Origin of the sequence: Micrococcus luteus (assembly GCF_022664405.1) — a bacterium.
Classification (GTDB): domain Bacteria; phylum Actinomycetota; class Actinomycetes; order Actinomycetales; family Micrococcaceae; genus Micrococcus; species Micrococcus luteus.
This window is the reverse complement of record NZ_JAKRLB010000016.1, coordinates 1-24,303: the sequence shown is the minus strand read 5'-3', so window position 1 is coordinate 24,303 and position 24,303 is coordinate 1. Positions and strand designations below refer to the sequence as shown.

General features: G+C 72.5%; 22 protein-coding genes and 2 tRNA genes. 20 read left to right on the top strand and 4 right to left on the bottom strand.

Annotation, left to right across the window (positions count from 1 at the left end; genetic code table 11):
- Positions 1-4 precede the first annotated feature (4 nt).
- The 3 genes from MF605_RS08305 to MF605_RS08295 all read left to right on the top strand — a co-directional run bounded on the left by MF605_RS08305 (position 5) and on the right by MF605_RS08295 (position 3,042).
- A complete protein-coding gene (locus tag MF605_RS08305) occupies positions 5-1,570 on the top strand; it encodes a flavin-containing monooxygenase (protein WP_134417053.1) in 1,566 nt (521 codons plus the stop codon).
- A gap of 86 nt (positions 1,571-1,656) precedes the next feature.
- Complete coding sequence (locus tag MF605_RS08300) at positions 1,657-2,130, top strand: ribose-5-phosphate isomerase (protein ID WP_036316866.1); 474 nt, start codon at positions 1,657-1,659, stop codon at positions 2,128-2,130.
- Positions 2,131-3,042 (top strand): Fpg/Nei family DNA glycosylase, encoded by a 912-nt coding sequence (locus tag MF605_RS08295; protein ID WP_095346842.1) that lies wholly within the window; start codon positions 2,131-2,133, stop codon positions 3,040-3,042.
- A 21-nt stretch (positions 3,043-3,063) separates the two neighbouring features.
- On the opposite strand, the gene MF605_RS08290 is transcribed toward MF605_RS08295, so the two are convergent.
- Positions 3,064-3,891 (bottom strand): DUF1345 domain-containing protein, encoded by an 828-nt coding sequence (locus tag MF605_RS08290; protein WP_134417052.1) that lies wholly within the window; start codon positions 3,889-3,891, stop codon positions 3,064-3,066.
- A gap of 120 nt (positions 3,892-4,011) precedes the next feature.
- Positions 4,012-4,082 (bottom strand) — tRNA-Gly (locus MF605_RS08285).
- 79 nt (positions 4,083-4,161) lie between these two features.
- On the opposite strand from MF605_RS08285, the gene MF605_RS08280 reads away from it, so the two are divergent.
- From MF605_RS08280 to MF605_RS08250, 7 genes are all read left to right on the top strand, one after another.
- The gene (locus MF605_RS08280; protein WP_134417051.1) at positions 4,162-5,052 is read left to right on the top strand and encodes an SDR family NAD(P)-dependent oxidoreductase; all 891 of its coding nucleotides are present in this window, start codon (positions 4,162-4,164) and stop codon (positions 5,050-5,052) included.
- An 83-nt stretch (positions 5,053-5,135) separates the two neighbouring features.
- Positions 5,136-5,209: transfer RNA gene (locus MF605_RS08275), tRNA-Pro, on the top strand.
- A 42-nt stretch (positions 5,210-5,251) separates the two neighbouring features.
- Positions 5,252-6,616, top strand: coding sequence for a trigger factor (gene tig / locus MF605_RS08270; protein ID WP_134417050.1), 1,365 nt, complete (start codon positions 5,252-5,254; stop codon positions 6,614-6,616).
- 267 nt (positions 6,617-6,883) lie between these two features.
- Complete coding sequence (locus tag MF605_RS08265; protein ID WP_170720911.1) at positions 6,884-7,498, top strand: ClpP family protease; 615 nt, start codon at positions 6,884-6,886, stop codon at positions 7,496-7,498.
- A gap of 41 nt (positions 7,499-7,539) precedes the next feature.
- A complete protein-coding gene (locus MF605_RS08260; protein WP_002855988.1) occupies positions 7,540-8,205 on the top strand; it encodes an ATP-dependent Clp protease proteolytic subunit in 666 nt (221 codons plus the stop codon).
- A 167-nt stretch (positions 8,206-8,372) separates the two neighbouring features.
- A complete protein-coding gene (clpX, locus tag MF605_RS08255; RefSeq protein WP_134417048.1) occupies positions 8,373-9,671 on the top strand; it encodes an ATP-dependent Clp protease ATP-binding subunit ClpX in 1,299 nt (432 codons plus the stop codon).
- A 62-nt stretch (positions 9,672-9,733) separates the two neighbouring features.
- Entirely contained in the window at positions 9,734-10,351 is a 618-nt protein-coding gene (locus MF605_RS08250) for a mycothiol-dependent nitroreductase Rv2466c family protein (RefSeq protein WP_036316880.1), read from the top strand.
- 83 nt (positions 10,352-10,434) lie between these two features.
- Here the strand turns inward: MF605_RS08250 and MF605_RS08245 are convergent, their stop codons facing one another.
- Both MF605_RS08245 and valS read right to left on the bottom strand, forming a co-directional pair.
- On the bottom strand, positions 10,435-10,770 hold the full coding sequence (locus MF605_RS08245; protein WP_036316984.1) for a DoxX family protein: 336 nt from the start codon (positions 10,768-10,770) through the stop codon (positions 10,435-10,437).
- 360 nt (positions 10,771-11,130) lie between these two features.
- On the bottom strand, positions 11,131-13,815 hold the full coding sequence (valS, locus tag MF605_RS08240) for a valine--tRNA ligase (protein WP_134417047.1): 2,685 nt from the start codon (positions 13,813-13,815) through the stop codon (positions 11,131-11,133).
- 139 nt (positions 13,816-13,954) lie between these two features.
- Here valS and MF605_RS08235 point away from each other — a divergent pair, with 139 nt between their 5' ends.
- From MF605_RS08235 to MF605_RS08190, 10 genes are all read left to right on the top strand, one after another.
- Positions 13,955-14,749 carry an SDR family oxidoreductase gene (locus MF605_RS08235; protein WP_036316887.1) on the top strand — a complete coding sequence of 265 codons (795 nt, stop codon included), beginning with the start codon at positions 13,955-13,957 and terminating at the stop codon, positions 14,747-14,749.
- Between the two features lie 43 nt (positions 14,750-14,792).
- Complete coding sequence (locus MF605_RS08230) at positions 14,793-15,542, top strand: sirohydrochlorin chelatase (protein WP_036316890.1); 750 nt, start codon at positions 14,793-14,795, stop codon at positions 15,540-15,542.
- 117 nt (positions 15,543-15,659) lie between these two features.
- Positions 15,660-17,375, top strand: a complete 1,716-nt coding sequence (locus MF605_RS08225) for a nitrite/sulfite reductase (RefSeq protein WP_036316987.1) — start codon at positions 15,660-15,662, stop codon at positions 17,373-17,375.
- Entirely contained in the window at positions 17,372-18,097 is a 726-nt protein-coding gene (locus MF605_RS08220; protein ID WP_036316893.1) for a phosphoadenylyl-sulfate reductase, read from the top strand. The genes MF605_RS08225 and MF605_RS08220 overlap by 4 nt, the downstream gene beginning before the upstream one ends.
- Positions 18,098-18,129: 32 nt before the next feature.
- Positions 18,130-19,065 (top strand): sulfate adenylyltransferase subunit CysD, encoded by a 936-nt coding sequence (cysD, locus tag MF605_RS08215; protein ID WP_002855962.1) that lies wholly within the window; start codon positions 18,130-18,132, stop codon positions 19,063-19,065.
- On the top strand, positions 19,065-20,405 hold the full coding sequence (locus MF605_RS08210) for a sulfate adenylyltransferase subunit CysN (RefSeq protein WP_036316896.1): 1,341 nt from the start codon (positions 19,065-19,067) through the stop codon (positions 20,403-20,405). Before cysD ends, MF605_RS08210 begins: the two co-directional genes overlap by 1 nt.
- A 31-nt stretch (positions 20,406-20,436) precedes the next feature.
- Positions 20,437-21,162 (top strand): ABC transporter ATP-binding protein, encoded by a 726-nt coding sequence (locus MF605_RS08205; protein WP_036316899.1) that lies wholly within the window; start codon positions 20,437-20,439, stop codon positions 21,160-21,162.
- Complete coding sequence (locus MF605_RS08200; protein ID WP_041104780.1) at positions 21,152-22,075, top strand: ABC transporter permease; 924 nt, start codon at positions 21,152-21,154, stop codon at positions 22,073-22,075. The genes MF605_RS08205 and MF605_RS08200 overlap by 11 nt, the downstream gene beginning before the upstream one ends.
- Positions 22,072-23,340: a uroporphyrinogen-III C-methyltransferase gene (cobA, locus tag MF605_RS08195; protein ID WP_113914188.1), complete on the top strand. Its 1,269-nt coding sequence runs from the start codon at positions 22,072-22,074 to the stop codon at positions 23,338-23,340. Before MF605_RS08200 ends, cobA begins: the two co-directional genes overlap by 4 nt.
- On the top strand, positions 23,337-24,303 hold a 967-nt coding region (locus MF605_RS08190), incomplete at its 3' end, for an FAD-dependent oxidoreductase (protein WP_242821263.1). The genes cobA and MF605_RS08190, both read left to right, overlap by 4 nt.

The window sequence follows — 24,303 nt, the reverse complement described above, 5'->3', positions numbered from 1 at the left end:
AGCCATGACCACCACCACGACCACCACCACCGACGTGCGCCCCGCACCGCGCGACGAGTCCGCCGAGATCCTCATCATCGGCTCCGGATTCGCCGGCCTCGGCATGGGCGCCCAGCTACGGCGTCGCGGCCGCGAGGACTTCCTCATCCTGGACCGCGCCCAGCAGGTCGGCGGGACCTGGAGGGACAACACCTACCCGGGCGCCGCATGCGATGTCCCGAGCCACCTCTACAGCTTCTCCTTCGCCCCGAACCCGCAGTGGTCGGGCTTCTACACGCCGGGCCCGGAGATCCAGGACTACCTCGTGCGCTTCTCCGAGGACGAGGGCCTCACCCCGCACCTGCGTCTCGGGGCGGACATGCTCGAAGCGCACTGGGACCCCGAGACGGAGCGGTGGACGGTGCGGACCCCGCGCGGGACCTACACAGCACGCTGGCTCATCATGGGCACCGGGCACCTCGCCGACCCCCGCCTGCCGGACGTCCCGGGTCTCGACGCCTTCGAGGGCGAGGTCATCCATTCCGCCCGCTGGGACCACACGGTGGACCTGAAGGGCAAGCGTGTCGCCGTCGTCGGCACCGGCGCCTCCGCGATCCAAATCATCCCCGAGCTGGCGGCGACGGCGGCCGAGCTCGTCGTCTTCCAGCGCACCCCCGCGTGGGTCACCCCGCGCGTGGTCAAGCCGTATTCCGCGGCCGTGCGGCGCATGTTCGAGCGCGCCCCGCACACCATGCAGCGCGAGCGCGACGACATCTTCTGGTTCGCCGAGTCGAGCTATGCCCAGCGCCGCGGTGTGCCGGCCGCACTGGACCAGGTCCGGGCCCAGGCCCTCGGGCACCTGGCCGCCGCGGTCTCCGACCCCGAGCTCCGCGAGCGCCTCACGCCGCGGTACCTGCCGGGCTGCAAGCGGGTGCTCGTCTCCAACGACTACTACCCGGCCATGGCCCGGGACAACGTCACCCTGGAGGACAGCGCGCTGGACCGCGTCGAGGGGAGCCGGCTGTTCGGCGTGAGCGGTCACGGGTACGAGGTCGACGTCGTCGTCCTCTGCACCGGCTTCGAGGCGGCCCAGCCGCCGTTCGCCGAGCGCGTCCACGACGGTGAGGGCCGTTCCCTGGCCGATCACTGGAGCAGCGGCATGGCGGCGTTCGACTCCACGGCCGTGGCGGGATTCCCGAATCTGTTCGCCATCAACGGGCCGAACACCTCGCTGGGGCACAACTCGATCGTCTACATCATCGAGTCGCAGATCGCGTACATCTCGGAGGCCCTGGACCGGGTGGAGCACGAGGGAATCAGGACGATGGTCCCCGAGACACTCGCCCAGGAGGAGTACGTGGACCGTCTCCAGGAGCGGGCCGCCACCTCGGTGTGGCTCGTGGACGGCGGCTGCCACTCCTGGTACGTCGACCCCCGTTCGGGCAAGTTGACGCTGATCTGGCCCGACTACGCCTACGACTTCCGCGCCCGCAACGGCCACTTCACCGGGGAGGGCTTCCTCTCCTCGGCGAGCGGGGAGCCCGAGCCCATGCCGGTGCGCGAGCCCGAGCGATCGGTCGCGCTGATCTGAGCCGGCCCGCCCCGGGGCAGGGGGTCGGGTGGGGCCGTCAGTAGACTGACCCCACCCGACCGTCGTCCTTCTGGAGGAGTCTGCGCATGCGCGTCCACATCGCCACCGACCACGCCGGCATGGAGCTGTCCGCCCACCTGGTGGAGCACCTCACCGCCGCCGGCTACGAGATGGTGGACCACGGACCCACCGAGTACGACGCGCAGGACGACTACCCGGGCTTCTGCATCAACGCCGCCCGCGCCGTCGTCGCCGACCGCGAGCAGGGACTGGACTCGCTCGGCATCGTGCTGGGCGGCTCCGGCAACGGCGAGCAGATCGCCGCCAACAAGGTGGTCGGCGTCCGCGCCGCCCTGGCCTGGAACCTGGACACGGCGCGGCTGGCTCGCCAGCACAACGACGCGAACGTCGTGGCCGTCGGCGGTCGGCAGCACTCGCTCGAGGAGGCCACCGAGCTCATCGAGGCCTTCCTGACCGAACCGTTCTCCCAGGACGAGCGCCACGTGCGCCGCATCGCGAAGATCGCGCACTACGAGACCACCGGAGAGGTGCTGATGTGAGTGCCTGAGGGCCACTCCGTCCACCGTCTCGCGCGCCAGTTCACCGACGTCTTCGGCGGACGCCGGATCCGCGCCACGAGTCCGCAGGGCCGCTTCGCCGAGGGGGCCGCCCTGCTCGACGGCCAGGTCCTGAAGCGCGCCCGGGCCCACGGCAAGCACTTCTTCGCCGATGTCTCCGGCGGCCACGTGCTCCACGTCCACCTGGGCATGTACGGGGCGTGGACCTTCGGCGGGGATCAGGACTTCGCGGCCGCGTCCTCGATCGGCGCACCCCGCCGGATCGGCGAGCGGGAGGTCCACGACGACGGCGCCCCGGCCGCCGAGCCCGCTCGCGACCCCGACGGCTGGGTCCAGCCCCCGCCGCCGGCCTCCACGGTCCGGCTGCGACTGCGCGCCGAGCACGGCTGGGCCGACCTGATCGGCGCGAGCCGTTGCCGTGCGCTCACTCCGGCCGAGGCTGCCGACGTCGTCGCCGGTCTCGGCCCGGATCCGCTCAACGACGACGATCCCGCGCCGTTCTACGACCTCGCCCGGCGGACACGGCGGCCGATCGGCGTCGTGCTGATGGACCAGGCGGCCGTCAGCGGGATCGGCAACATCTTCCGGGCCGAGGCCCTGTTCCGCGCCGGCATCGACCCGTGGCGGCCGGCCCGGGAGGTCTCTGCACCGGACCTGGCATTCCTCTGGGCGGACAACGCCGCGCTCATGCGGGAGGGCGTGCGGCTCGGGCGGATCGTCACCACGCGGCCGGAGCACCGGCCGGGGATCCCCGCCGAAGCGGCCTGGCCCGAGCACGCGAACTACGTGTACCAGCGGCAGGGCCTGGCCTGCCTCGTGTGCGGGCGCGAGACGATCGTGGTGGAGGAGATGGCGGCCCGGAAGCTCTACCGCTGCCTCACCTGTCAGAGCTGAGAGGCCTGTGGCAGGCCCCGATCAGGCGACGGTGAGCAGCAGCGAGGCCAGGGCTGCGATGATCATCGAGTTGAACAGGAATCCGACCAGCGCGTGCTCACGGACCGCCGTGCGGGCGGCGCGGCCGGAGAACACGACGTCCTGGGCGCCCATCATGGTGGACAGCGTCAGGGACAGCGCCACGTAGTCCGAGAAGACCGGAGCGTCGGAGCCTCGGAAGAGGATCGGGGGAGCGGGGGACTCGCCCTCCGGCCGAGACCTCTTCGGATCGTGCTGTGCCGCCAGCCGGGCGTAGCGCAACGCCTGGGCCAGGACGATGCTCGCCCAGGACGCGAGGACCGTGGCCACGGCCAGCAAGCGCATGGTGGGCACGGACCGGGCCTCGGGCATCCACATCGAGATGACCACCACGAGCATCGCCATCACCGAGAAGGTGACGGTGTTGCCCAGCGTGCTCGACGCGCCCAGCGTCAGGGCCCTCCAGCCGACCGGATGGACGGACTCCTTCGGGCCGCGGGAGCGCGTGCGCAGCAGCGCGTGCAGGTCTGTTGAGTCGCGGCGGCCGAGCCACCGGTACAGCACCACCGTGTCCAGGGCGGAGTAGATCGACCACATCAGGCACAGCGTCATCAGTCCGGTCATCCAGGAGGCGCGCCGGGCCGCGCCGACGCCCAGCGCGTCGCCGAGGGGAGTGGCGATCAACAGGGTGCTCAAACCGATCGCGACGGCGGCTGCCAGCATGGACAGGACGGTCATGCGCAGTGTGTCGTTCTCGACGATGCGGTGCCGCCAGGGCCTCCCACCGGCCTCGGTGGACGCGTCCCGAGGCGTCTGCTCGGTGTTCTGCATGGGTCCATCCTGCAGAGGGCCGGCACAGCGGTAAAGGAACCGGCGCGGACGACGACCCACCCGAAAAAGTCATGAGCCGGGCCATCGTGTGCACACGATGACCCGGCTCATCAGGTCCGGAGGGGATGACGGGAATCGAACCCGCGTAGCCAGTTTGGAAGACTGGGGCTCTACCATTGAGCTACATCCCCGCGGGGCCGCGCTCGGCGCGGACCAGCGGCTGACACCGTATCACGGCGGGCCCGCGTCGGCCGTGGGGGAAGAGGCACGATGCACGGCTCCCGTCCCGCCCTCCGCAGGGCCGCGTCCGCCCTCGCCGGCCGTCATCCCCTGTCTCTGCGCGGCGCGACCGTCCTCGTGACGGGCGGCGCGTCCGGCATCGGCCGACTGATCGCCCTGGGGGCAGCCCACCGCGGCGCGGGCCGCGTGGTCGTCTGGGACCTCGACCTGCAGGGGGTTGAGGCCGTCGCCGCCGAGATCCGGTCTCAGGGCGCGGACGCCCGGGCCGAGCGCGTGGACGTGACGGATGCGGCCACCGTCGAGGCCGCCGCCGCCGGCGCCGGAGAGGTGGACGTCGCCGTGAACAACGCGGGCGTCGTGACAGGCGCGCCCCTCGAGGACGCCACGGAGGAGGGCATCCGCCGCACCTTCGAGGTGAACGCACTCGCGCCGTACTGGCTGACCCGGGCGGTCCTGCCCGGAATGCGGGCCCGGGACCGCGGGGCCGTGGTCACGGTGGCCTCGGCCGCGGGGTTGGTCGGCGTCGCACGTCAGACGGACTATTCCGCCACCAAGCACGCCGCGGTCGGCTTCGCCGAGTCCCTCGCCGCGGAGCTGCGCAAGGACGGCAGCCGCGTCACCTCCCTGGCCGTCTGCCCCTTCTACGTCGACACGGGGATGTTCGCGGGCGTGCGCAGCCGGGTGCCCTGGCTGCTGCCCGTGTTGGATCCGCACCACGTGGCGCAGGAGGTGCTGGAAGCCGTCGAGGCCGGCCGCACCCGTCTGCTGCTGCCCCGCGCCGTCGGCCTGATCGCCCCCCTGCGCGCCCTGCCGGCGCCCGTCTTCGACCGCGCGATGGACGTCCTCGGGGTCAACGCCACGATGGACGGCTTCACGGGCCGGCGGTCGCGGCTTTTCGCGGGGCGCGAGACGGCGCGCTAGGATTCCACAGTCTGCCCTCGGGCAGTCCCTCGGGTGTCCGGCGAGCCTCCACCGCGTGAGCCCGCCGGCGTCGGGGACGACGGCGGGGTGTAGCTCAGCTTGGTAGAGCGCGCGCTTTGGGAGCGTGAGGCCGCAGGTTCAAATCCTGTCACCCCGACTCGACGTCAAGACCATCCACCACCACCAACAGGAGTCATCCGTGGTCAAGTCCACCGCAGAGAACCTCAGCCCGACCCGCGTCAAGCTGACCGTCGAGGTGCCGTTCGAGGAGGTGAAGCCCGCCCTGGACAAGGCGTTCAAGGACATCGCCAACCAGGTGCAGATCCCGGGCTTCCGCCAGGGCAAGATCCCGGCGCGTCTGATCGAGCAGCGCTTCGGCCGCGAGGTCGTCGTGGACCAGGCCGTCAACGAGGGTCTGAACACCTGGTTCTCCGCCGCCATCGCCGAGGCTGAGCTCACCCCGATCTCCCGCCCCGAGGTCGACGTGACCGCCACCCCGGACGCGGAGAACGCCGAGGGCCCGGTGGTCTTCACCGCCGAGTTCGACGTGCGCCCGACCATCGAGCTGCCCGACTACAAGGGCCTCAAGGTGACGGTGGAGCCCGCCCAGGCCACCGAGGAGGACGAGCAGAAGGCCCTCGACGCCCTGCGCTCGCGCTTCGGCTCCCTCAAGGACGTGGACCGCCCGGCCGCCCAGGACGACTTCGTCACGATGAACCTGACCGCCACGGTCGACGGCGAGCAGGTCGACCAGGCCGAGGGCCTGTCCTACCAGGTGGGCGCCGGCACCATGCTCGAGGGCATCGACGAGGCCCTCGACGGCCTGTCCGCCGGCGAGGACGCCACCTTCGAGACCACGCTCAACGGCGGCGAGCATGACGGCGAGACCGCCGTGGTCAAGCTGGAGCTGACGGCCGTCAAGGAGCGCGAGCTGCCCGAGGCCGACGACGAGTTCGCTCAGCTGGCCTCCGAGTTCGACACCATCGCCGAGCTCAAGGAGGACCTGAAGAAGCAGGCCGCCGAGGAGGCCGTGAGCCGCCAGGGCGTCGAGGCCCGCGACAAGGTCCTCGAGGAGCTGGCCAAGCTCGTCGAGGTCCCGGTGCCGGACGGCGTCATCGCCGAGCAGGTCGAGCAGCACTTCTCCGCCGGCGGCCACACCGCGGGCGACGACCACGACACCGCCGAGCACCGTGCCGAGCTCGAGCAGAACACCCGCGAGGCGTTCGCCAACGAGATCATCCTGGACGAGGTCGCCGAGGCCGAGGAGGTCACGGTCGACCAGGGTGAGCTGATCGAGTACATCATCGCCACCTCCTCCGAGTACGGCATGGACCCGAACCAGTTCGCCATGATGCTCGACCAGGGCGGGCAGATCCCGATGATCATGGGCGAGGTCCGCCGCCGCAAGGCCCTGGCCAAGGTCCTCGAGTACGCCGAGGTCACCGACACCGACGGCAAGGCCGTGGACCTCACGGCGTTCGTGACCCCGGGCGGCCAGGAGGCCCTCGACGCTGAGGCCGAGGCGACCGAGGCAGAGGGCGCCGAGGCGGCCGAGCAGGCCTGATCCCGGCCGGTGGGGGCGCACCCCCGCCGAGCCACGACGACGGCGCCCCCGCCCACGCCGGCGGGGGCGCCGTCGTCGTCCCGAGGTCACGGTGGGCGGCCCCGGGCAGGGCCCGCGACAACCTGCGCCAACAGCGAAACGCCGACGGCGTCCCGCGCGCTGGCCCGGACGCCCGGCTAGTGTCGGACTCGATCAGGGACCCGTCCGTCCGCGCGAGCGGCCGCCGTTCGGGGGGCCCGTGGACATCTCGACAGGAAGGCGGAAGTGATGACCGACATCACCCCCAGCATGCGTTCGGTGGACCCGGCGCAGCGCGAGGATTTCCTCTACACCCAGCTGCTGAAGTCGCGCATCGTCTGGCTGGGCGAGGACGTCCGTGACGACAACGCCAACGCGATCTGCTCCCAGCTGCTCCTGCTCTCGGCCGAGGACACGGAGAAGGACATCTACCTGTACATCAACTCCCCGGGCGGCTCCGTCACCGCGGGCATGGCGATCTACGACACGATGCAGTACATCCCCAACGACGTCGTGACGGTGGCCACCGGCCTCGCCGCGTCCATGGGCCAGTTCCTGCTCGCCTCGGGCACCAAGGGCAAGCGCTACGCCACCCCCCACGCCCGCGTGCTGATGCACCAGCCCTCCGGCGGCATCGGCGGCACCGAGTCGGACATCCGCATCCAGGCCCAGCTGATCCTGCACATGAAGCAGGTGATGGCGGAGCTGACCGCCGAGCAGACCGGCCAGTCCGTGGAGACCATCCTCGAGGACAACGCGCGTGACAAGTGGTTCACCGCGCAGGAGGCCCTCAAGTACGGCTTCATCGACCACATCGCCGACCGTGCCGCGTCCGTGACCGGCGGCGGCGGCGTCCGGGGCTGAGCCCGGCCCGGACCGTCCCGACCCTCTCCAGGAGACCAAGAATGACCCAGTTCCCCGCCGGGCTCCCCACCGGGATGCCCTCCCTGCCCACGCCGGACGCGCGCTACATCCTCCCGCAGTTCGAGGAGCGCACCCCCTACGGTTTCAAGCGTCAGGACCCCTACGCCAAGCTCTTCGAGGACCGCATCGTCTTCCTCGGCGCGCAGGTGGACGACGCGTCGGCCGACGACGTGATGGCCCAGCTGCTCGTGCTCGAGGCGATGGACTCCGAGCGTGACATCACCCTGTACATCAACTCGCCGGGCGGCTCGTTCACGGCCATGACGGCGATCTACGACACCATGCAGTTCATCCGGCCCGAGGTGCAGACCGTGTGCCTGGGCCAGGCCGCCTCCGCCGCGGCCGTGCTGCTGGCCGCGGGCGCCCCCGGCAAGCGTCTGGCGCTGCCCAACGCGCGCGTGCTGATCCACCAGCCGGCGATGCAGGGCGACCGCGGCACCGCCACGGACCTGGAGATCCACGCCCAGGAGATCAACCGGATGCGCGTGTGGATGGAGGAGACGCTGGCCTCCCTCACCAACCGCACGCCCGAGGAGGTCTCGCAGGACATCGACCGGGACAAGTTCCTCTCGGCCGAGCAGGCCCTCGAGTACGGCCTTGTGGACGAGGTCCTCGCCTCCCGCAAGATCACCCGCCCGTCCGCCTGACCGACGACGCCCGCCGAGGGGTCCGGCCGCGCGGTCGGACCCCTCGACGCCGACCGGGGACCCGGTCCCTTAACGTGTCCGTCCACGGCCGTATGCTGGACGGAATCTGACAGCGACGCCGCCCGCGCGGGGCGGACGTCTCCGCCCGGCCCCCGAGGAGTACCACCATGGCGCGTATCGGAGAGAGCGCTGACCTGCTGAAATGCTCGTTCTGCGGGAAGAGCCAGAAGCAGGTGCGCAAGCTCATCGCCGGCCCGGGTGTCTACATCTGCGACGAGTGCATCGAGCTGTGCAACGAGATCATCGAGGAGGAGCTCGGCGAGGCGGCGGAGGCGGACGAGACCGTCCTGCCCACCCCGCAGGAGATCTTCGACCACCTCGAGAGCTTCGTGATCGGCCAGGAGGCGGCCAAGCGTTCCCTCGCCGTCGCCGTGTACAACCACTACAAGCGCGTGCGTGGGCCGCAGGCGCGGAGCGGTGACCTGGCCGACCGCCTCACCGAGCGGGACGACCTGGCGGACGTCGAGGTCGGCAAGTCGAACATCCTCATGGTCGGCCCCACCGGCTCCGGCAAGACGTATCTCGCGCAGACCCTCGCCCGGCGGCTCAACGTCCCGTTCGCGGTCGCGGACGCCACCAGCCTCACCGAGGCCGGCTATGTGGGCGAGGACGTGGAGAACATCCTCCTCAAGCTCATCCAGGCCGCGGACTACGACGTGAAGAAGGCCGAGCAGGGCATCATCTACATCGACGAGATCGACAAGATCTCGCGGAAGTCCGAGAACCCCTCCATCACCCGGGACGTCTCCGGCGAGGGCGTGCAGCAGGCCCTGCTGAAGATCCTCGAGGGAACGGTGGCGTCGGTGCCGCCGCAGGGCGGACGCAAGCACCCCCACCAGGAGTTCCTGCAGATCGACACGTCCAACGTGCTGTTCATCGTGGCGGGCGCGTTCGCGGGCCTGGACGAGATCATCGGTTCCCGTGCCGGACGCAAGGGCATCGGGTTCGGCGCGCCCCTGAACCACCTGGGCGCGGGGGACGTCACCTACGCGGACGTGCGGCCGGAGGACCTGCTGAAGTTCGGCCTCATCCCCGAGTTCATCGGCCGCCTGCCCGTGATCACCACTGTCGAGGACCTCACGCACGAACAGCTCGTGCGGGTGCTGACCGAACCGAGGAACGCCCTGCTCAAGCAGTACCAGAAGATGTTCCTCATGGACGGCGTGGAGCTCGAGTTCGAGCAGGACGCCCTGGACGCCGTCGTCGCCCAGGCCGAGGCCCGCGGCACCGGCGCCCGCGGCCTGCGCTCCATCATGGAGAACGTCCTCAAGCCCGTGATGTTCGAGCTGCCCTCCCGTTCGGATGTGGGCACGGTCGTCATCTCCGGGGACGTGGTGCGCGGCGAGGCCGAGCCCACGCTCATCCCGGCCGAGGTGGAACGACGTCGACGCGGCCGGAGCGCCTGACCGCCGTCGCCCAGCAGGACCGACCGGAGCCGAGACGGCTCCCTGACCGCAAGGAGCACAGCATGACCGACACCACGCAGCAGCCCACCGTCGACTTCTACTTCGACGCCACGTGCCCGTTCGCCTGGATCACCTCCCGGTGGATCCTGGAGGTCCAGAAGGTGCGCGACGTGCGGGTGGTCTTCAAGATCATGTCGCTCGCCGTCCTGAACGAGGGCCGCGACCTGGACCCCGACTACCTGGCCCGCCTCGAGAAGGCCTGGCTGCCGGCCCGCGCCGCCGTGCAGGTGCGCGAGCGGCACGGTGCCGAGGCGCTCGGCCCGTGGTACACCGCGGTCGGCACCCGCATCCACGAGCAGGGCCGCACGGACTACGAGGCCGTGGTGGCCGAGGCCCTCGAGGAGCTGGGCCACGACGCGGACATCCTGGACGCCGCCCGCACCGACGTGGCCGACGAGCAGCTGCGCGCCAGCCAGAAGGAGGCGGAGGACCTCGTGGGCAACGACGTCGGCACGCCCGTCGTGGCGTTCAACGGCACGGCCTTCTTCGGTCCCGTGATGACCCGCATCCCGCGCGGCGAGGAGGCGGGCCGCATCTTCGACGGCGCCGTCGCCCTGGCCGACTTCCCGTACTTCTACGAGATCAAGCGGGCCCGCACCACGGATCCGCAGTTCGACTGAGCCCCCGGCTCGCACGAGACCGGCCCCACACCTTCAGCGCGAAGGTGTGGGGCCGGCGTCGTCGGGGTGCGGGGCGGCGGGGGTCAGCTGCGCGCCACTCTGCCGGCCGCGCGGATCAGGGGGACCTGCAGGGGCAGCCGCCCGAGGGAGACCAGTTGCGCCGGCCAGGGCCGGCGTCGCCACCGCCAGGCCATCCACGCATTGCCGGGCCACACGCCGAGGAAGAGCGCCTGCGCGGCGCGTCCGCCCGCGCGCCGGGTGCGCGGGACGGCCAGCAGACCCGCCACGGCCAGCTCGGCCACGCCGGAGCCGTGGGTCCACGCGCGGGCCGAGCCGGGCAGGAACGGCGGGATCAGCCCGTCGAAGGGCTCAGGTCGGACGAAGTGGAGCACGCCCATGGCGGCGAGGGCGGCGGACATCCGCCGGGCGGAGGAGTCGCAGGCGCGGCGGCCGGCCGGGGCGGGATCGGGTGTCGGTCTCATCCTCTCAGTGTCCACCCCTGCCGCGGTGACCGCACTGCGACATGCGGCAGGAGCACGACCGGGAGGTGCACCACGACACCCCCGGGAGGGCCGCCTCCCGACGAACTCCGATCCGGCGGCGGACTGCCGACGTGCGCTGTGCCCTACCGGATCCCGGCCACGAACATCCCACGCTGACGGGCAGACTCGGGTTCGCAGCACGGGCGCGACGACGGCCCCGCCGCCCGTGATGGGCGACGGGGCCGTCGTCGTGCCGCGTGCGCTCCCGAGACACCGTCCGGGAACGCGCGGCGCGGATCAGTCGTCCTCGACCGGTGCGAGCTGCACGTCGGAGACGGTCAGCGGCGCGGACTCGCCGGCCTCGCCCTGCGTGAGGGACAGGTCCGCGATGTTGCCGGCCGCCTTGAGGTCCGCCAGGCCGCCGCGCAGCTTCTCGAGCCACTCGGCCGGCCCGGTCACCACGGCGGAGCGCACCTGGGTCCGCTGCTTCACCTTGGCCTCGGACTTCGCCTTGCGGACGCCGCCGAGGACCTGCGCCACGGTGGGCAGGACCTCGGCGTCACCGGCGGAGGCGGCGAAGGACAAGGCCGCCACCTCGTCCGCGGCGCCCGGCCACGCGGCGGTGTGCACGGAGCCGGCGCGCCACCAGCTCCACACCTCCTCGGTGGCGAACGGCTGGAACGGGGCCAGCAGACGCAGCAGGGCGTCCAGGGTGGTGGCCAGCGTGGTCACCACAGAGGCCTGCTCGGCCTCGCCGTGGCCGCCGTAGGCACGGTCCTTCACGAGCTCCACGTAGTCGTCCGTGAAGGCCCAGAAGAACTGCTCGGTCACGTTGAGGGCCCGTGCGTAGTCATAGGCCTCGAACGCGCGGGTCGCCTGCTCCACGGTGGCCGCCAGGCGCGCCAGCAGGGAGGCGTCCAGCGGGTTGGTGACGGCCGCGGCGTCATCGGCCGTGCGGATGACGGCGTCCTGCGTGGCGCCCAGGTTCAGCACGAACTTGGCGGCGTTGAGCAGCTTGATGGCCAGGCGGCGGCCGATCTTCATCTGCGCCACCTCGTAGGCGGTGTCTGCGCCGAGGCGGGCCGAGGCGGCCCAGTAGCGGACGGCGTCCGAGCCGAACTGGTCCAGGATGTCGGTCGGGACCACCACGTTGCCCTTGGACTTGGACATCTTCTTGCGGTCCGGGTCGAGGATCCAGCCGGAGAGCGCGGTGTCCGTCCACGGCACGGAGCCGTTGAGGGCGTGGGCGCGCACCACGGTGGAGAACAGCCAGGTGCGGATGATGTCGTGGCCCTGCGGGCGCAGATCGAACGGGAAGACGTTGTTGAAGAACGCCTCGTCACGGGACCAGCGGCCCACGATCTGCGGGGTCAGGGAGGAGGTGGCCCAGGTGTCCAGGACGTCCGGGTCGCCGGTGAAGCCGCCGGGGACGTCGCGCTGGTCCTCGGCGTAGCCCGGGGCGGCCTCGGCGGCCGGGTCCACGGGCAGCTGCTCGTCGGCCGGGAGGATCGGGTTCTCATAGTCGGGCTCACCCTCCGCATCCAGCGGGTACCAGACCGGGATCGGCACCCCGAAGAAGCGCTGGCGGGAGACGAGCCAGTCGCCGTTGAGGCCCTCGACCCAGTTCTCGTAGCGGTGGCGCATGTGCTCCGGGTGCCAGGAGATCTCGCGGCCACGCTCGATCAGCTCCGCGCGGCGGTCGGCGTCGCGGCCGCCGTTGCGGATGTACCACTGGCGGGAGGTGACGACCTCGAGCGGCTTGTCGCCCTTCTCGTAGAAGTTCACGGCGTGCATGATCTTCTTCGGCTCCCCGTCCAGCAGGCCGGCCGCGGTGAGGGCGTCCACCACACCCTGCTTGGCGGAGAAGACGGTCCGGCCGGCCACGGTGTCCGCATAGGCCTGTCGGCCGGCGTCCGTGGTGATCCACTCGGGGGTGTCGGCGGCGAAGCGGCCGTCACGGCCGATCAGGGTGCGGGTCGGCAGCTGCAGTTCGCGCCACCAGGTGACGTCGTTGAGATCGCCGAAGGTGCAGACCATGGCGATGCCGGAGCCCTTGTCCGGCTTGGCCAGCGGGTGCGGGAAGACCTCGACCTCCACGCCGTACAGCGGGGAGGTGACGGTCGTGCCGAACAGGTGCTGGTAGCGCTCGTCGTCCGGGTGGGCGACCAGGCCGGAGCAGGAGGCCAGCAGCTCGGGGCGGGTGGTCTCGATGAAGACCTGCTCGCCGTCCGCAGCGGTGAAGGCGTAGCGGTGGTAGGCGCCGGGGACCTCGCGGTCCTCGAGCTCGGCCTGGGCCACGGCGGTGCGGAAGGTCACGTCCCACATGGTGGGGGCCTCGGCCAGGTAGGCGTCGCCCGAGGCGATGCCGGCCAGGAAGGCGCGCTGGGAGACGGCGCGGGAGACGTCGTCGATGGTCCGGTAGGTCATGTCCCAGTCGACGGACAGGCCGAGGCGGGTGAAGAGGTCCTCGAAGACCTTCTCGTCCTCGACGGCGAGCTCCTCGCAGAGCTCGATGAAGTTCTTGCGGGAGATCACGTCCCAGTCGCGCTGGTTCTTCGCCGGCTTCTCCGGCGGGCGGTAGCCCTCCACGTACGGCTTGGCGGGGTCGCAGCGGACGCCGTAGTAGTTCTGCACGCGGCGCTCGGTGGGCAGGCCGTTGTCGTCCCAGCCCATCGGGTAGAACACGTTCTTGCCGTTCATGCGCTGGTAGCGGGCGAGCACGTCGGTCTGCGTGTAGGAGAAGACGTGGCCCACGTGCAGCGAGCCGGAGGCGGTCGGCGGGGGAGTGTCGATCGAGTAGACCTGCTCGCGGGTGGTCTGCGTGTCGAACGCGTAGGTGCGCTCGTCGGCCCAGCGGGCGGTCAGCTTCTCCTCGAGGCCCTCGAGGGCCGGCTTGTCCGGCACGGCCACGGCGCCGGCGGCGGGGGTGGACGGGGTCGATGCGTCGATGGGCGTGTCTGTGCCCTGCGTGTTCTCAGCCATGCCCGCCATCCTCCCATGACCGGGGCGGCGGGCCGGGCCTGCGACGACGCCCGGGACGTCCCGCCCTTTCAGTCGCTCGACCTGGCGGAGGTGATCCGGGCGGTGCTCCGAACGGCGCGGCTCGGCTACGGTCGGAGGCGTGAGCCACACCCATGAACCTGCGAAGAACCCCGCCCGCGCCGCCGTCGTGACGGGGGCCACGAGCGGCATCGGCCGCGCCACGGCCCTCGAGCTCGCCCGCCGCGGCTGGCGCGTGTACGCGGTCGGCCGCCGGGCCGAGCGCCTCGAGACCCTCGCTGCCGACGCCCGGGCCGAGGGCGTGAGCGGCGACGTCGTCCCCGCCGCCCTGGACGTCACGGACGAGGCCGCCGTCGCCGCGCTGGCCTCGCGCGTCGAGGCCGACGGCGGCGCCGACACCCTCGTCAACATCGCCGGCGGCGCGCTCGGCACGGACGCGGTGGGCGACGGCGACCGCGCCGACTGGGAGTGGATGTACCGCGTCAACGTGCTCGGCACCCTCACGATGTGCCAGGCGTTCCTGCCCATGCTCCGCGCCCACGGCGAGGGCACCGTGCTCAACCTGACCTCGACCGCCGCCGTCACCGCCTACGAGGGCGGCGCCGGCTACAACGCCGCGAAGATGGGCCAGCACGGGCTCACCGGCGCGCTGCGCCTGGAGGAGGCCGAGCACAACGTGCGGGTGATCGAGGTGCTGCCGGGCATGGTCCACACCGAGGAGTTCTCCCGCAACCGCCTGGGCGGCGACCAGTCCGCCGCGGACGCCGTGTATGCGGGCGTGGAGAAGCCGCTCACCGCCGAGGACGTCGCCGAGGTGTGCGTCCACGCCGTCGAGCTGCCCCACCACGTGAACCTGGATCAGATCGTGATGCGGCCGGTCGCCCAGGCCGCCCAGCACAAGGTGATCCGCCGGTGAGCGGCGGGCCGCAGAACGTGTGGGCCGACGCGGTGGGCTCGGCATGAGCGCGCCCGTGCTGCACGTGATCGCCTGCGCCCACGGCACGCACGACGCGGCCGGCCGCGACGTGATCGACGGCCTCCGTGCCGACCTGGCGGCCCTCCTGGCCGCCGAGGGGCCGGGCGCCCAGGTCCACGAGGCCTACGTGGACGTGCAGAGCCCCTCCCTCGACGAGGTCGTGGCGGCCCTGCCCCCGGGGGAGCCGGCCGTGATCGTGCCGCTGCTGCTGTCCCTGGGCCATCACGTCCACCACGACATCCACCACGCCGCAGCCGCCCGACCCGGCACGATCGCCGCCGCACCGCTGGCCGGGGCCGGGGACGACGTCGAGCCGCGCCTGGTGACCGTTCTGGCCGAGCGGGTGGCCCGGGCGGTGCCGGCCGGTGAGGCCGCGACATCGGACGTCATCCTGGCGGCGGCCGGCACCCGCGCCGCGGACGGCCAGGCCCAGGTGCACGCCCTGGCCGGGGCCCTGGCCCGGGCCACGGGACTGCCCGTGACCGCGGCGTTCGGGGCGGCGGCGACCCCCCGTGTGCCCGACGCCGTCGCCCGGGTGCACGCCGCCGGCCGTCGCGCCGTGGTGGCCGCCCACCTGCTGGCCCCCGGGTACTTCCACGACCGGCTCGGCGAGGCCGGCGCGGACGCGGTCACCGACCCCCTGCTGCCGCATCCGCTGGTGGCGCGGATCGCCCTGGACCGGCTGCGGTCCGCCCTCGTAGAGGCCCCGAGGGGAGCCGCCGGAGGCCGCTGAGCCGTCCGTCACACGACCGGGGCCGGACCGGGTCCCCGCCGCGGCCCGGCCCCGGGAACGTGACGAACCGCGTCGACGATCTTGGGGCCGGCATGCCGGGTTCCTAGCGTGGCGGCCATGACCCAGGTGAACGAGACGTCGAGGCCGGCGCGCACTCCGCGCCGTCCCTCCGCCAAGCCGCACGGCCAGTGGAAGGTGGACGGGACCGCCCCCCTGAACCACAACGAGGAGTTCAAGCAGCAGGACGACGGCCTGAACGTCCGCGAGCGCATCGAGCAGGTCTACGCCCACGAGGGCTTCGACTCGATCCCCTCGGACGACCTGCACGGCCGCTTCCGCTGGTGGGGCCTGTACACCCAGCGTCGGCAGGGGATCGACGGCGGCAAGACCGCCACCCTGGAGCCCCACGAACTCGAGGACCGCTACTTCATGCTGCGCGTGCGCATCGACGGCGGCGACCTCACCACCGAGCAGCTGCGCGTGATCGGCGGGATCTCCACCGACTTCGGCCGTGACACCGCGGACATCACCGACCGGCAGAACGTCCAGCTGCACTGGATCCGCGTCGAGGACGTCCCCGAGATCTGGCGGCGCCTGGAGTCCGTGGGCCTGTCCACCACCGAGGCCTGCGGCGACGTGCCGCGCGTGATCCTCGGCTCACCGGTGGCCGGGATCGCCGCGGACGAGATCATCGACCCCACGCCCGTGATCCGGGAGATCGCGGACCGCTGGATCGGCGACCTCGAGATCTCCAACCTGCCCCGCAAGTTCAAGACCGCCATCACCGGACACCCCTCCCAGGACGTGGTCCACGAGATCAACGACGTCTCCCTGATCGGCGTGGTGCACCCCGAGCTGGGCCCCGGTTACGACCTGTGGGTCGGCGGCGGCCTGTCCACGAAGGCCCGCCTGGCCGACCGGATCGGTGCCTTCGTCTCGGCCGAGCGCGCCCCCGAGGTGTGGCACGCCGTCGTGAGCATCTTCCGTGACTACGGCTACCGGCGCCTGCGCAACAAGGCCCGCATGAAGTACCTGCTCGAGGACTGGGGGCCGGAGAGGTTCCGCACCGTGCTGGAGGAGGAGTACCTCGGCTACGCCCTGCCCGACGGACCCGCCCCGGCCCCGCCCACCCGTCCCGGCGACCACGTGGGGGTCCACGAGCAGAAGGACGGCCGCTTCTACATCGGCGCCGCTCCCGTCGTCGGCCGCTCCAGCGGCACCACCCTCACCGCCCTCGCGGACCTGCTCGAGGCCCACGGCTCCACGCGGCTGCGCACCACCCCCCACCAGAAGATCGTGGTGCTGGACGTGGAGCGGGACCGGGTGGACGCCGTCGTGGCCGGCTTGAAGGAGCTGGGACTGGACCCGGAGCCGTCCGTGTTCCGCCGCTCCACCATCGCCTGCACGGGCCTGGAGTTCTGCAAGCTCGCCATCGTGGACACGAAGGACACCGCCACCGCCGCGATCGCCCAGCTCGAGGAGCGCCTGGCCGACCTCGCCGACCGCCTCCCCGAGCGGCTGAGCCTGCATGTGAACGGCTGCCCCAACTCCTGCGCCCGCATCCAGACCGCGGACATCGGCCTGAAGGGCCAGCTGCTCCCGGACGACGACGGCGGCCAGACGCCCGGCTTCCAGGTTCACCTGGGCGGCGGGCTGGCCTCCGTGGACCGCGCCGAGGCCGGCCTCGGACGCAGCGTCCGCGGCTTGAAGGTCCGCGCGGACGGGCTGGTCGACTACGTCGAGCGCGTCGTCCGCCGGTACGACGAGCAGCGTGAGCCGGGCGAGACCTTCGCCCGGTGGGCGCACCGAGTCGACGAGGAGGCCCTCCGATGAGCACCGTTCCCCCCACCCGTCCGACCGAGGACCTCGAGCGCCTGCAGGCGCTCGCGGAGTCCGGCGCCGCCGAGCTCGGCTGGGACGCCCCCGCCGAGGCGGTGGTCGACTGGGCCGCCCGCCATGTGGACCTCCGCCGGGCGGCCGTGGCCTGCTCCATGGCCGACGCCGTCCTGCCGCACCTGGTGGCGCAGCGGATGCCCGGCGTGGACGTCCTCTTCCTGGACACCGGCTACCACTTCACCGAGACGCTCGCGACGCGCGACGAGGTGGCCCGCCGCCTCGCCGTCACCGTGGTGGACGTGCTCCCGGAGCTGACCGTGGCCGAGCAGGACGAGCGCCACGGCAAGGACCTGTTCGCCCGCGACCCGGGGCTGTGCTGCGCGATGCGCAAGGTCGAGCCCCTCAACCGGGCGCTGGCCGGATACGACCTGTGGTTCACCGGCGTCCGCCGGGACGAGGCGCCGACGCGCACGAACACCCCGCTGGTGGGCTGGGACGAGGCCCACGGCATGGTCAAGGTCAACCCCGTCGCCCCGTGGAGCTTCGACGACCTGGTCGGCTACGCCACGGACCACGACGTGCCCGTGAACCTGCTCCTGCAGAACGGCTACCCCTCGATCGGCTGCCGCCCCTGCACCCGCCCCGTCGCCCCCGGGGAGGACCCCCGTGCCGGGCGCTGGGCCGGGACCGCGAAGACCGAGTGCGGCATCCACGTCTGAGCGCCGCACCCGAGACAGACCAAGGAGACACGATGACCCTCACCCATGCCCCCGACCCGGGGACCGTGAGCCCCGCCGGGCCCGACGTCCAGGACGCCCTGGAGGCCGAGGCGATCCACATCATCCGCGAGGTGGTGGCCGAGTTCGAGCGCCCCGCCATGCTCTTCTCGGGCGGCAAGGACTCCGTGGTGATGCTCCACCTGGCCGCGAAGGCCTTCTGGCCGGGGAGGATCCCCTTCCCGGTGGTCCACGTGGACACCGGCCACAACTTCCCCGAGGTCCTCGAGTTCCGCGACCGCACGGTGGAGCGGCTCGGCCTGCGGCTCGTGGTGGGCTCCGTGCAGGAGTACATCGACCGCGGCGAGCTGCGTGAGCGCGCCGACGGCACCCGCAACACCCTGCAGACCACCCCCCTGCTGGACACGATCCGGACCAACCGGTTCGACGCCGTCTTCGGGGGAGGCCGCCGTGACGAGGACAAGGCGCGGGCCAAGGAGCGGATCATCAGCCTGCGGGACGCGTTCGGCCAGTGGGACCCGCGCAACCAGCGCCCCGAGCTGTGGAACCTCTACAACGGCCGTCACACCCCCGGCCAGCACGTCCGCGCGTTCCCCATCAGCAACTGGACCGAGCTGGACGTGTGGCGGTACATCGCCCGCGAGGGCATCGAGCTGCCCTCCATCTACTACGCGCACGAGCGGGAGGTCTTCCGCCGCGACGGCATGTGGCGCGCCGTGGGGGAGCACTCCCGCCCGGCCGAGGGCGAGGAGGTCACCACGCGGACGGTGCGCTACCGCACGGTGGGCGACATGTCCTGCACCGGCGCCGTCCTCTCGGAGGCCGCCACCGTCGAGGACGTCGTGCTCGAGGTCGCCGCCTCCACCCTGACCGAACGCGGGGCCACCCGCGCCGACGACCGCATCTCCGAGGCGGCCATGGAAGATCGCAAGAAGGACGGGTACTTCTGATGAGCACCGCACTGCTGGACCGGCACGCCCCCGCCGGGACCCTGTTCCGCCTGGCCACGGCCGGCTCGGTCGACGACGGCAAGTCCACCCTCGTGGGCCGCCTCCTGCACGACTCCAAGGCCGTCCTGGCCGACCAGCTCGAGGCCGTGGCCCGCACCTCCGCCGAGCGCGGCTTCGGCGGTGCCGAGGGCGGGCTGGACCTGGCGCTGCTGACCGACGGCCTGCGCGCCGAGCGGGAGCAGGGGATCACGATCGACGTCGCGTACCGGTACTTCGCCACGGACCGGCGCACCTTCGTGCTGGCCGACTGCCCCGGGCACGTGCAGTACACCCGGAACACCGTCACGGGCGCCTCGACGGCCGATGCGGTCGTGCTGCTCGTGGACGCCCGCAAGGGCGTGGTGGAGCAGACCCGGCGCCACCTCAGCGTGGTGGCCCTGCTGCGGGTGCCGCACGTGATCGTCGCCGTCAACAAGATCGATCTCGTGGACTACGCCGAGGAGGTCTTCACCGCGATCGCCGAGGACGTCCGGCGCGTGGCCCGGGAGCTCGGCCTCTCCGACGCGGTGAGCGTCCCGGTGTCCGCCCTGCAGGGCGACAACGTGGTCACCCGCTCCGAGCGGACGGACTGGTACACCGGCCCCACGCTCATGGAGCTGCTCGAGTCCCTGCCCGGGGCGGACGCCGAGGACGACGCCGCCGCCTCCTTCCGCTTCCCGGTGCAGCTCGTGGTGCGCCCCCAGGGCGCCCTGGCCCCCGGCCTCGACCCCGAGGTGTTCCGCGACTACCGCGGCTACGCCGGGCAGGTGGTCGCGGGCACCGTCCGGCCCGGGGACGCCGTCGCCGTCCTCACCCCGGGGCAGCCGGCGCGCACCACCACCGTGGTGGGCGTGGACGCCGCCGGGGAATCCCTCGAGGAGGCCTCCTCCCCGCAGTCGGTGGTCCTGCGCCTGGCCGACGAGGTGGACGTGGCCCGCGGGGACACGATCGCCGCCGCGGACACCGCCCCGCGCCCCACCGCGGAGGTGGCCGCCGCGCTGTGCTGGCTCTCCGCCGCACCGCTGCGCGTCGGGCAGCAGGTCCTCGTCAAGCACGGCACCGCCGTCGTCCGGGCGCTCGTCCAGGAGGTGGCCGGTCGGCTCGACCTCGACACCCTGCGGCTCGACCCGGCCGAGACCCTCGGGCTCAACGACATCGGACAGGTGCGCCTGCACCTGGCCGCGCCGCTGCCCGTGGAGCCCTACGCCGTGCATCGGCGCACCGGGGCGTTCCTCGTGATCGACCCCCACGACGGGGCCACGCTCGCCGCCGGCATGGTGCGCGGCGGCGACGAGGCCTGATCCGGATGACGACGGCGCGACGGGAGCGGTCATGACGGTGGTGATGGAGGACGTGGGCAAGAGCTTCGGCGGGCCCACGCCCGTGCTGGAGGACGTCTCCGTGCGGATCGAGCCGGGCGAGTTCGTCTGCCTGCTCGGTGCGTCCGGGTGCGGCAAGTCCACCCTGCTGAACCTCGTCGCCCGGCTCGAGGCGCCCACCGCGGGCGTCGTCAAGACCCCCCGGGAGGGGGCCGCGTTCATGTTCCAGGACGCCGCCCTCTTCCCGTGGCTCACCGCCCGCGGCAACATCGAGCTCGCCCTCCGCTTCGCCGGTGTGGCCGCGGGGGAGCGTCGGGAGCGTGCCGGGGAGCTGCTGCGCCTCGTCCACCTCGACGACGCCGCCGACCTGCGACCCCACCAGCTCTCCGGCGGCATGCGCCAGCGCGTCGCCCTGGCCCGGGCCCTCGCCCAGGACCGCCCCCTGCTGCTCATGGACGAGCCGTTCGCGGCCTTGGACGCGATCACCCGCGACCTGCTGCATGGGGAGCTCGAGCGCGTGTGGCGGCAGACCGGTCGGACGGTCGTGTTCGTCACCCACAACGTGGCCGAGGCCGTCCGCCTCGGCCAGCGGGTGCTGCTGCTGTCCTCACGTCCGGGTCGCGTCGTCGCCGAATGGGACGTGCCCGCGGCCGCCCGCCACGACGCGCCCGCCGCGGCCGCCCTCACGGCCGCCATCACCGCCCGACTCGGTCAGGAGATCCGTCGCCATGCGCACTGACACCCCCACCCTCGACGCCCCCGGCCGCGCGCCGGGGGCCGCCACCGACGACGAGCTGCGCGAGCTCGACAGCGGCCTCGACGCGCTCCAGGCCGTCGACTCGACCCGTCGGACGGGTCTGGCCGGGTGGGACTGGAGCCGGGTCCTGCTCCCGGTGGCCGCCGTCGTCCTGCTCGTGGCGATCTGGCAGGCCTTCGCGTGGCTGGCCGGTGCGCGCGGTGAGCCGATCACCGGTCCCGGCGACGTCGTCGGGGCCTTCGGGACGCTGTGGGCCCAGGGCCTCGTCCAGCAGGCAGTGGCGACGTCGGTGGGCCGCGCCGTCGTCGGCTTCGCACTCGCCGTGGTCGTCGGCGTCGGGCTGGGCCTGGTGCTCGGACAGGTCAGCGTCCTGCGGCGGGCGTTCGGCCCGCTGCTCACGGCCCTGATGGTGCTGCCGAACGTGGCCTGGGTGCCGCTCGCGGTGCTGTGGTTCGGCCTCAGCGACGCCACCGCGTACTTCGTGATGCTCACCGGCGCCGTCCCCGCCGTGGTCGCCGGCCTCACCACCGGCACGGACCAGGTGCCGCCGCAGCTGCGTCGCGCGGCCCGGGTGCTGGGCGCCTCGCGTCTCGAGACCGCCCTGCTGGTGGTCCTCCCGGCCGCCCTGCCCGCCTTCGTCTCCGGCCTGCGCCAGGGCTGGGCCTTCGCGTGGCGAGGCCTCATGGCCGCCGAGATCATCGCCGTCGGCGGGCCCATGGGCGTGGGACTCGGGACCCTGCTCCACGAGGGACGTGCCGCGTCCGACCTCGCCGTCGTCCTCTGCGCCGTCCTGACCATCCTGGCCGTCGGCGTCCTCGTCGAACTGGCCGTATTCGGCCCCGTCGAGCGGCGCATGCTGCGCCGCCGGGGGCTGCTGGAAGGGAGCACGCGATGACCGCGTCCGATCTGTACCCCACCTCCCTGCGTCTGCTCGGCCGGCCCGTCCTGATGGTGGGCGGCGGGCGCGTGGCCGGCCGCCGCATGGGCGCCCTCCTCGACGCCGGCGCGCTCGTCACCGTGGTGGCCCCGGAGCCGGGGGAGGAGGTGGAGCGGCTCGCGGCGGCCGGCCTGATCACCCTGCACCGCCGCCCCTACCGCCCGTCCGACCTCGACGGGGTCTGGTTCGCCCAGACCGCCACCGGCGACCGGGCCGTGGACGGGGCCGTGGCCTCCGACGCCGAGGCCCGCCGCGTCTGGTGCGTCGACGCCTCCGATGCCGAGTCCTCCGCCGCCTGGACGCCCGCCGTCGTCCGGGCCGGGGACGTGACCGTGGCCGTCAACGCCGGGGGAGACCCTCGCCGCGCCCGCGCCCTGAAGGATGCGATCACCCTCGCCCTGTCGACGGGGCGGCTGCCGCTGCGCCGGCGGCGCGCGTCCGCCGAGCCCGGCCGCGTGGCCCTCGTCGGCGGCGGCCCCGGCGACTCCGGGCTCATCACCGTGCGCGGCCGACAGCTGCTCGCGGAGGCCGACGTGGTGGTCGCCGACCGGCTGGGCCCGCGCGCCCTCCTGGCCGAGCTGGACCCGGCGGTGCCCGTGATCGAGGTCGGCAAGGCCCCCGGGAACCACCTGGCCACGCAGGACGAGATCAACGCCGTCCTGGTCCGGGAGGCCCGGGCCGGCCGCCTCGTCGTCCGGCTCAAGGGCGGCGACCCGTACGTGCTCGGCCGCGGCGGCGAGGAGGCAGCGCACTGCCGCGCCCATGGCGTCGACGTCGAGGTGGTCCCCGGTGTCACGAGCGCCGTCTCGGTGCCCGCCGCCGCGGGGATCCCGGTCACCCATCGCGGCGTCGCCACCGGCTTCACGCTGGTGACCGGCCACGAAGAGCTGGCCGAAGTGCCCACCCGGGCCGACCACACGCTCGTCCTGCTGATGGGCGTGCGCCGGCTCGCGGACACCGCGCGCCGACTGACGGAGCGCGGCCTCGACGGCGCGACGCCCGTGGCGATCATCGAGCGCGGCTGGATGCCGGACCAGCGGGTCACCGTGGGCACGGTGGAGACCATCGCCGCGCAGGCGGCCGCCGTCGGTGTGGAGAACCCCGCCGTGATCGTCGTGGGCGACGTCGTGCGCCTGAGCCCCTACGCCACCGGCGCGCCTGCAGCCGGTGTCCCTGCCCCGATCTTGACCCTGAACCCGACCTCCGAAGGAGCACGAGCATGACCCTGACCCCCTCGAGGCCTGACCGCCCGTTGCGCATCGCCATCATCGGTGCCGGACCCGCCGGGGTGTACACGGCGGACATCCTGACCAAGGAGGAACGGGACTTCCGTGTCAGCATCGACCTGTTCGACCGGTACCCGGCCCCGTTCGGCCTGATCCGCTACGGGGTGGCCCCGGACCATCCGCGCATCAAGGGCATCGTCACCGCGCTGCACAAGGTCATGGACCGCGGGGACATCCGTTTCCTGGGGAATGTGGACTACGGCACGGACCTGAGCCTGGCGGATCTGCGTCGGCATTACGACGCGATCGTGTTCTCCACCGGTGCGGTGCGGGACGCTGCCCTGGACGTGCCGGGGGTGGAGTTGGCCGGCTCGTTCGGTGGCGCGGACTTCGCGTCCTGGTATGACGGGCACCCGGATGTGCCGCGGCATTGGCCGTTGGAGGCCACGCAGGTGGCGGTGATCGGCAACGGGAACGTGGCCCTGGATGTGGCCCGGATCCTGTCCAAGCATGCCGAGGACCTGTTGCCCACCGAGATCCCGGACAACGTGTACCGGGATCTGGCCGCTTCCCCGGTCACGGATGTGCACGTGTTCGGCCGGCGTGGGCCGGCGCAGGTGAAGTTCACCCCGTTGGAGCTGCGGGAGCTGGCGCATTCGAGGGATGTGGACATCGTGCTGTACGAGGAGGACTTCGACTTCGATGAGGCCTCGGAGAAGGCGATCGAGGAGAACAATCAGGTCCGCACCATGGTGGGCACGTTGACGAACTGGCTCATGGAGCAGGAGGACCGTCAGCAGAGCGCCTCGCGTCGGCTGCACCTGCATTTCCTGCAGGCCCCGGAGGAGTTCCTGGACGAGGACGGCGACGGCCGGGTGGACGGCCTGCGGATGCGCCGGATGGAGTTGGACGGTTCCGGTGGGGTCCGTCCGACGGGGGAGACCGTGGACTACCCGGTGC

Coding starts and splice junctions, on each gene's coding strand:
- MF605_RS08305 (WP_134417053.1), top strand. CDS start 5: ATGACCACCACCACGACCACCACCACCGACGTGCGCCCCGCACCGCGC.
- MF605_RS08300 (WP_036316866.1), top strand. CDS start 1,657: ATGCGCGTCCACATCGCCACCGACCACGCCGGCATGGAGCTGTCCGCC.
- MF605_RS08290 (WP_134417052.1), bottom strand. CDS start 3,891: ATGCAGAACACCGAGCAGACGCCTCGGGACGCGTCCACCGAGGCCGGT.
- MF605_RS08280 (WP_134417051.1), top strand. CDS start 4,162: ATGCACGGCTCCCGTCCCGCCCTCCGCAGGGCCGCGTCCGCCCTCGCC.
- MF605_RS08265 (WP_170720911.1), top strand. CDS start 6,884: ATGACCGACATCACCCCCAGCATGCGTTCGGTGGACCCGGCGCAGCGC.
- MF605_RS08260 (WP_002855988.1), top strand. CDS start 7,540: ATGACCCAGTTCCCCGCCGGGCTCCCCACCGGGATGCCCTCCCTGCCC.
- clpX (WP_134417048.1), top strand. CDS start 8,373: ATGGCGCGTATCGGAGAGAGCGCTGACCTGCTGAAATGCTCGTTCTGC.
- MF605_RS08250 (WP_036316880.1), top strand. CDS start 9,734: ATGACCGACACCACGCAGCAGCCCACCGTCGACTTCTACTTCGACGCC.
- MF605_RS08245 (WP_036316984.1), bottom strand. CDS start 10,770: ATGTCCGCCGCCCTCGCCGCCATGGGCGTGCTCCACTTCGTCCGACCT.
- valS (WP_134417047.1), bottom strand. CDS start 13,815: ATGGCTGAGAACACGCAGGGCACAGACACGCCCATCGACGCATCGACC.
- MF605_RS08230 (WP_036316890.1), top strand. CDS start 14,793: ATGAGCGCGCCCGTGCTGCACGTGATCGCCTGCGCCCACGGCACGCAC.
- MF605_RS08225 (WP_036316987.1), top strand. CDS start 15,660: ATGACCCAGGTGAACGAGACGTCGAGGCCGGCGCGCACTCCGCGCCGT.
- MF605_RS08220 (WP_036316893.1), top strand. CDS start 17,372: ATGAGCACCGTTCCCCCCACCCGTCCGACCGAGGACCTCGAGCGCCTG.
- cysD (WP_002855962.1), top strand. CDS start 18,130: ATGACCCTCACCCATGCCCCCGACCCGGGGACCGTGAGCCCCGCCGGG.
- MF605_RS08210 (WP_036316896.1), top strand. CDS start 19,065: ATGAGCACCGCACTGCTGGACCGGCACGCCCCCGCCGGGACCCTGTTC.
- MF605_RS08205 (WP_036316899.1), top strand. CDS start 20,437: ATGACGGTGGTGATGGAGGACGTGGGCAAGAGCTTCGGCGGGCCCACG.
- MF605_RS08200 (WP_041104780.1), top strand. CDS start 21,152: ATGCGCACTGACACCCCCACCCTCGACGCCCCCGGCCGCGCGCCGGGG.
- cobA (WP_113914188.1), top strand. CDS start 22,072: ATGACCGCGTCCGATCTGTACCCCACCTCCCTGCGTCTGCTCGGCCGG.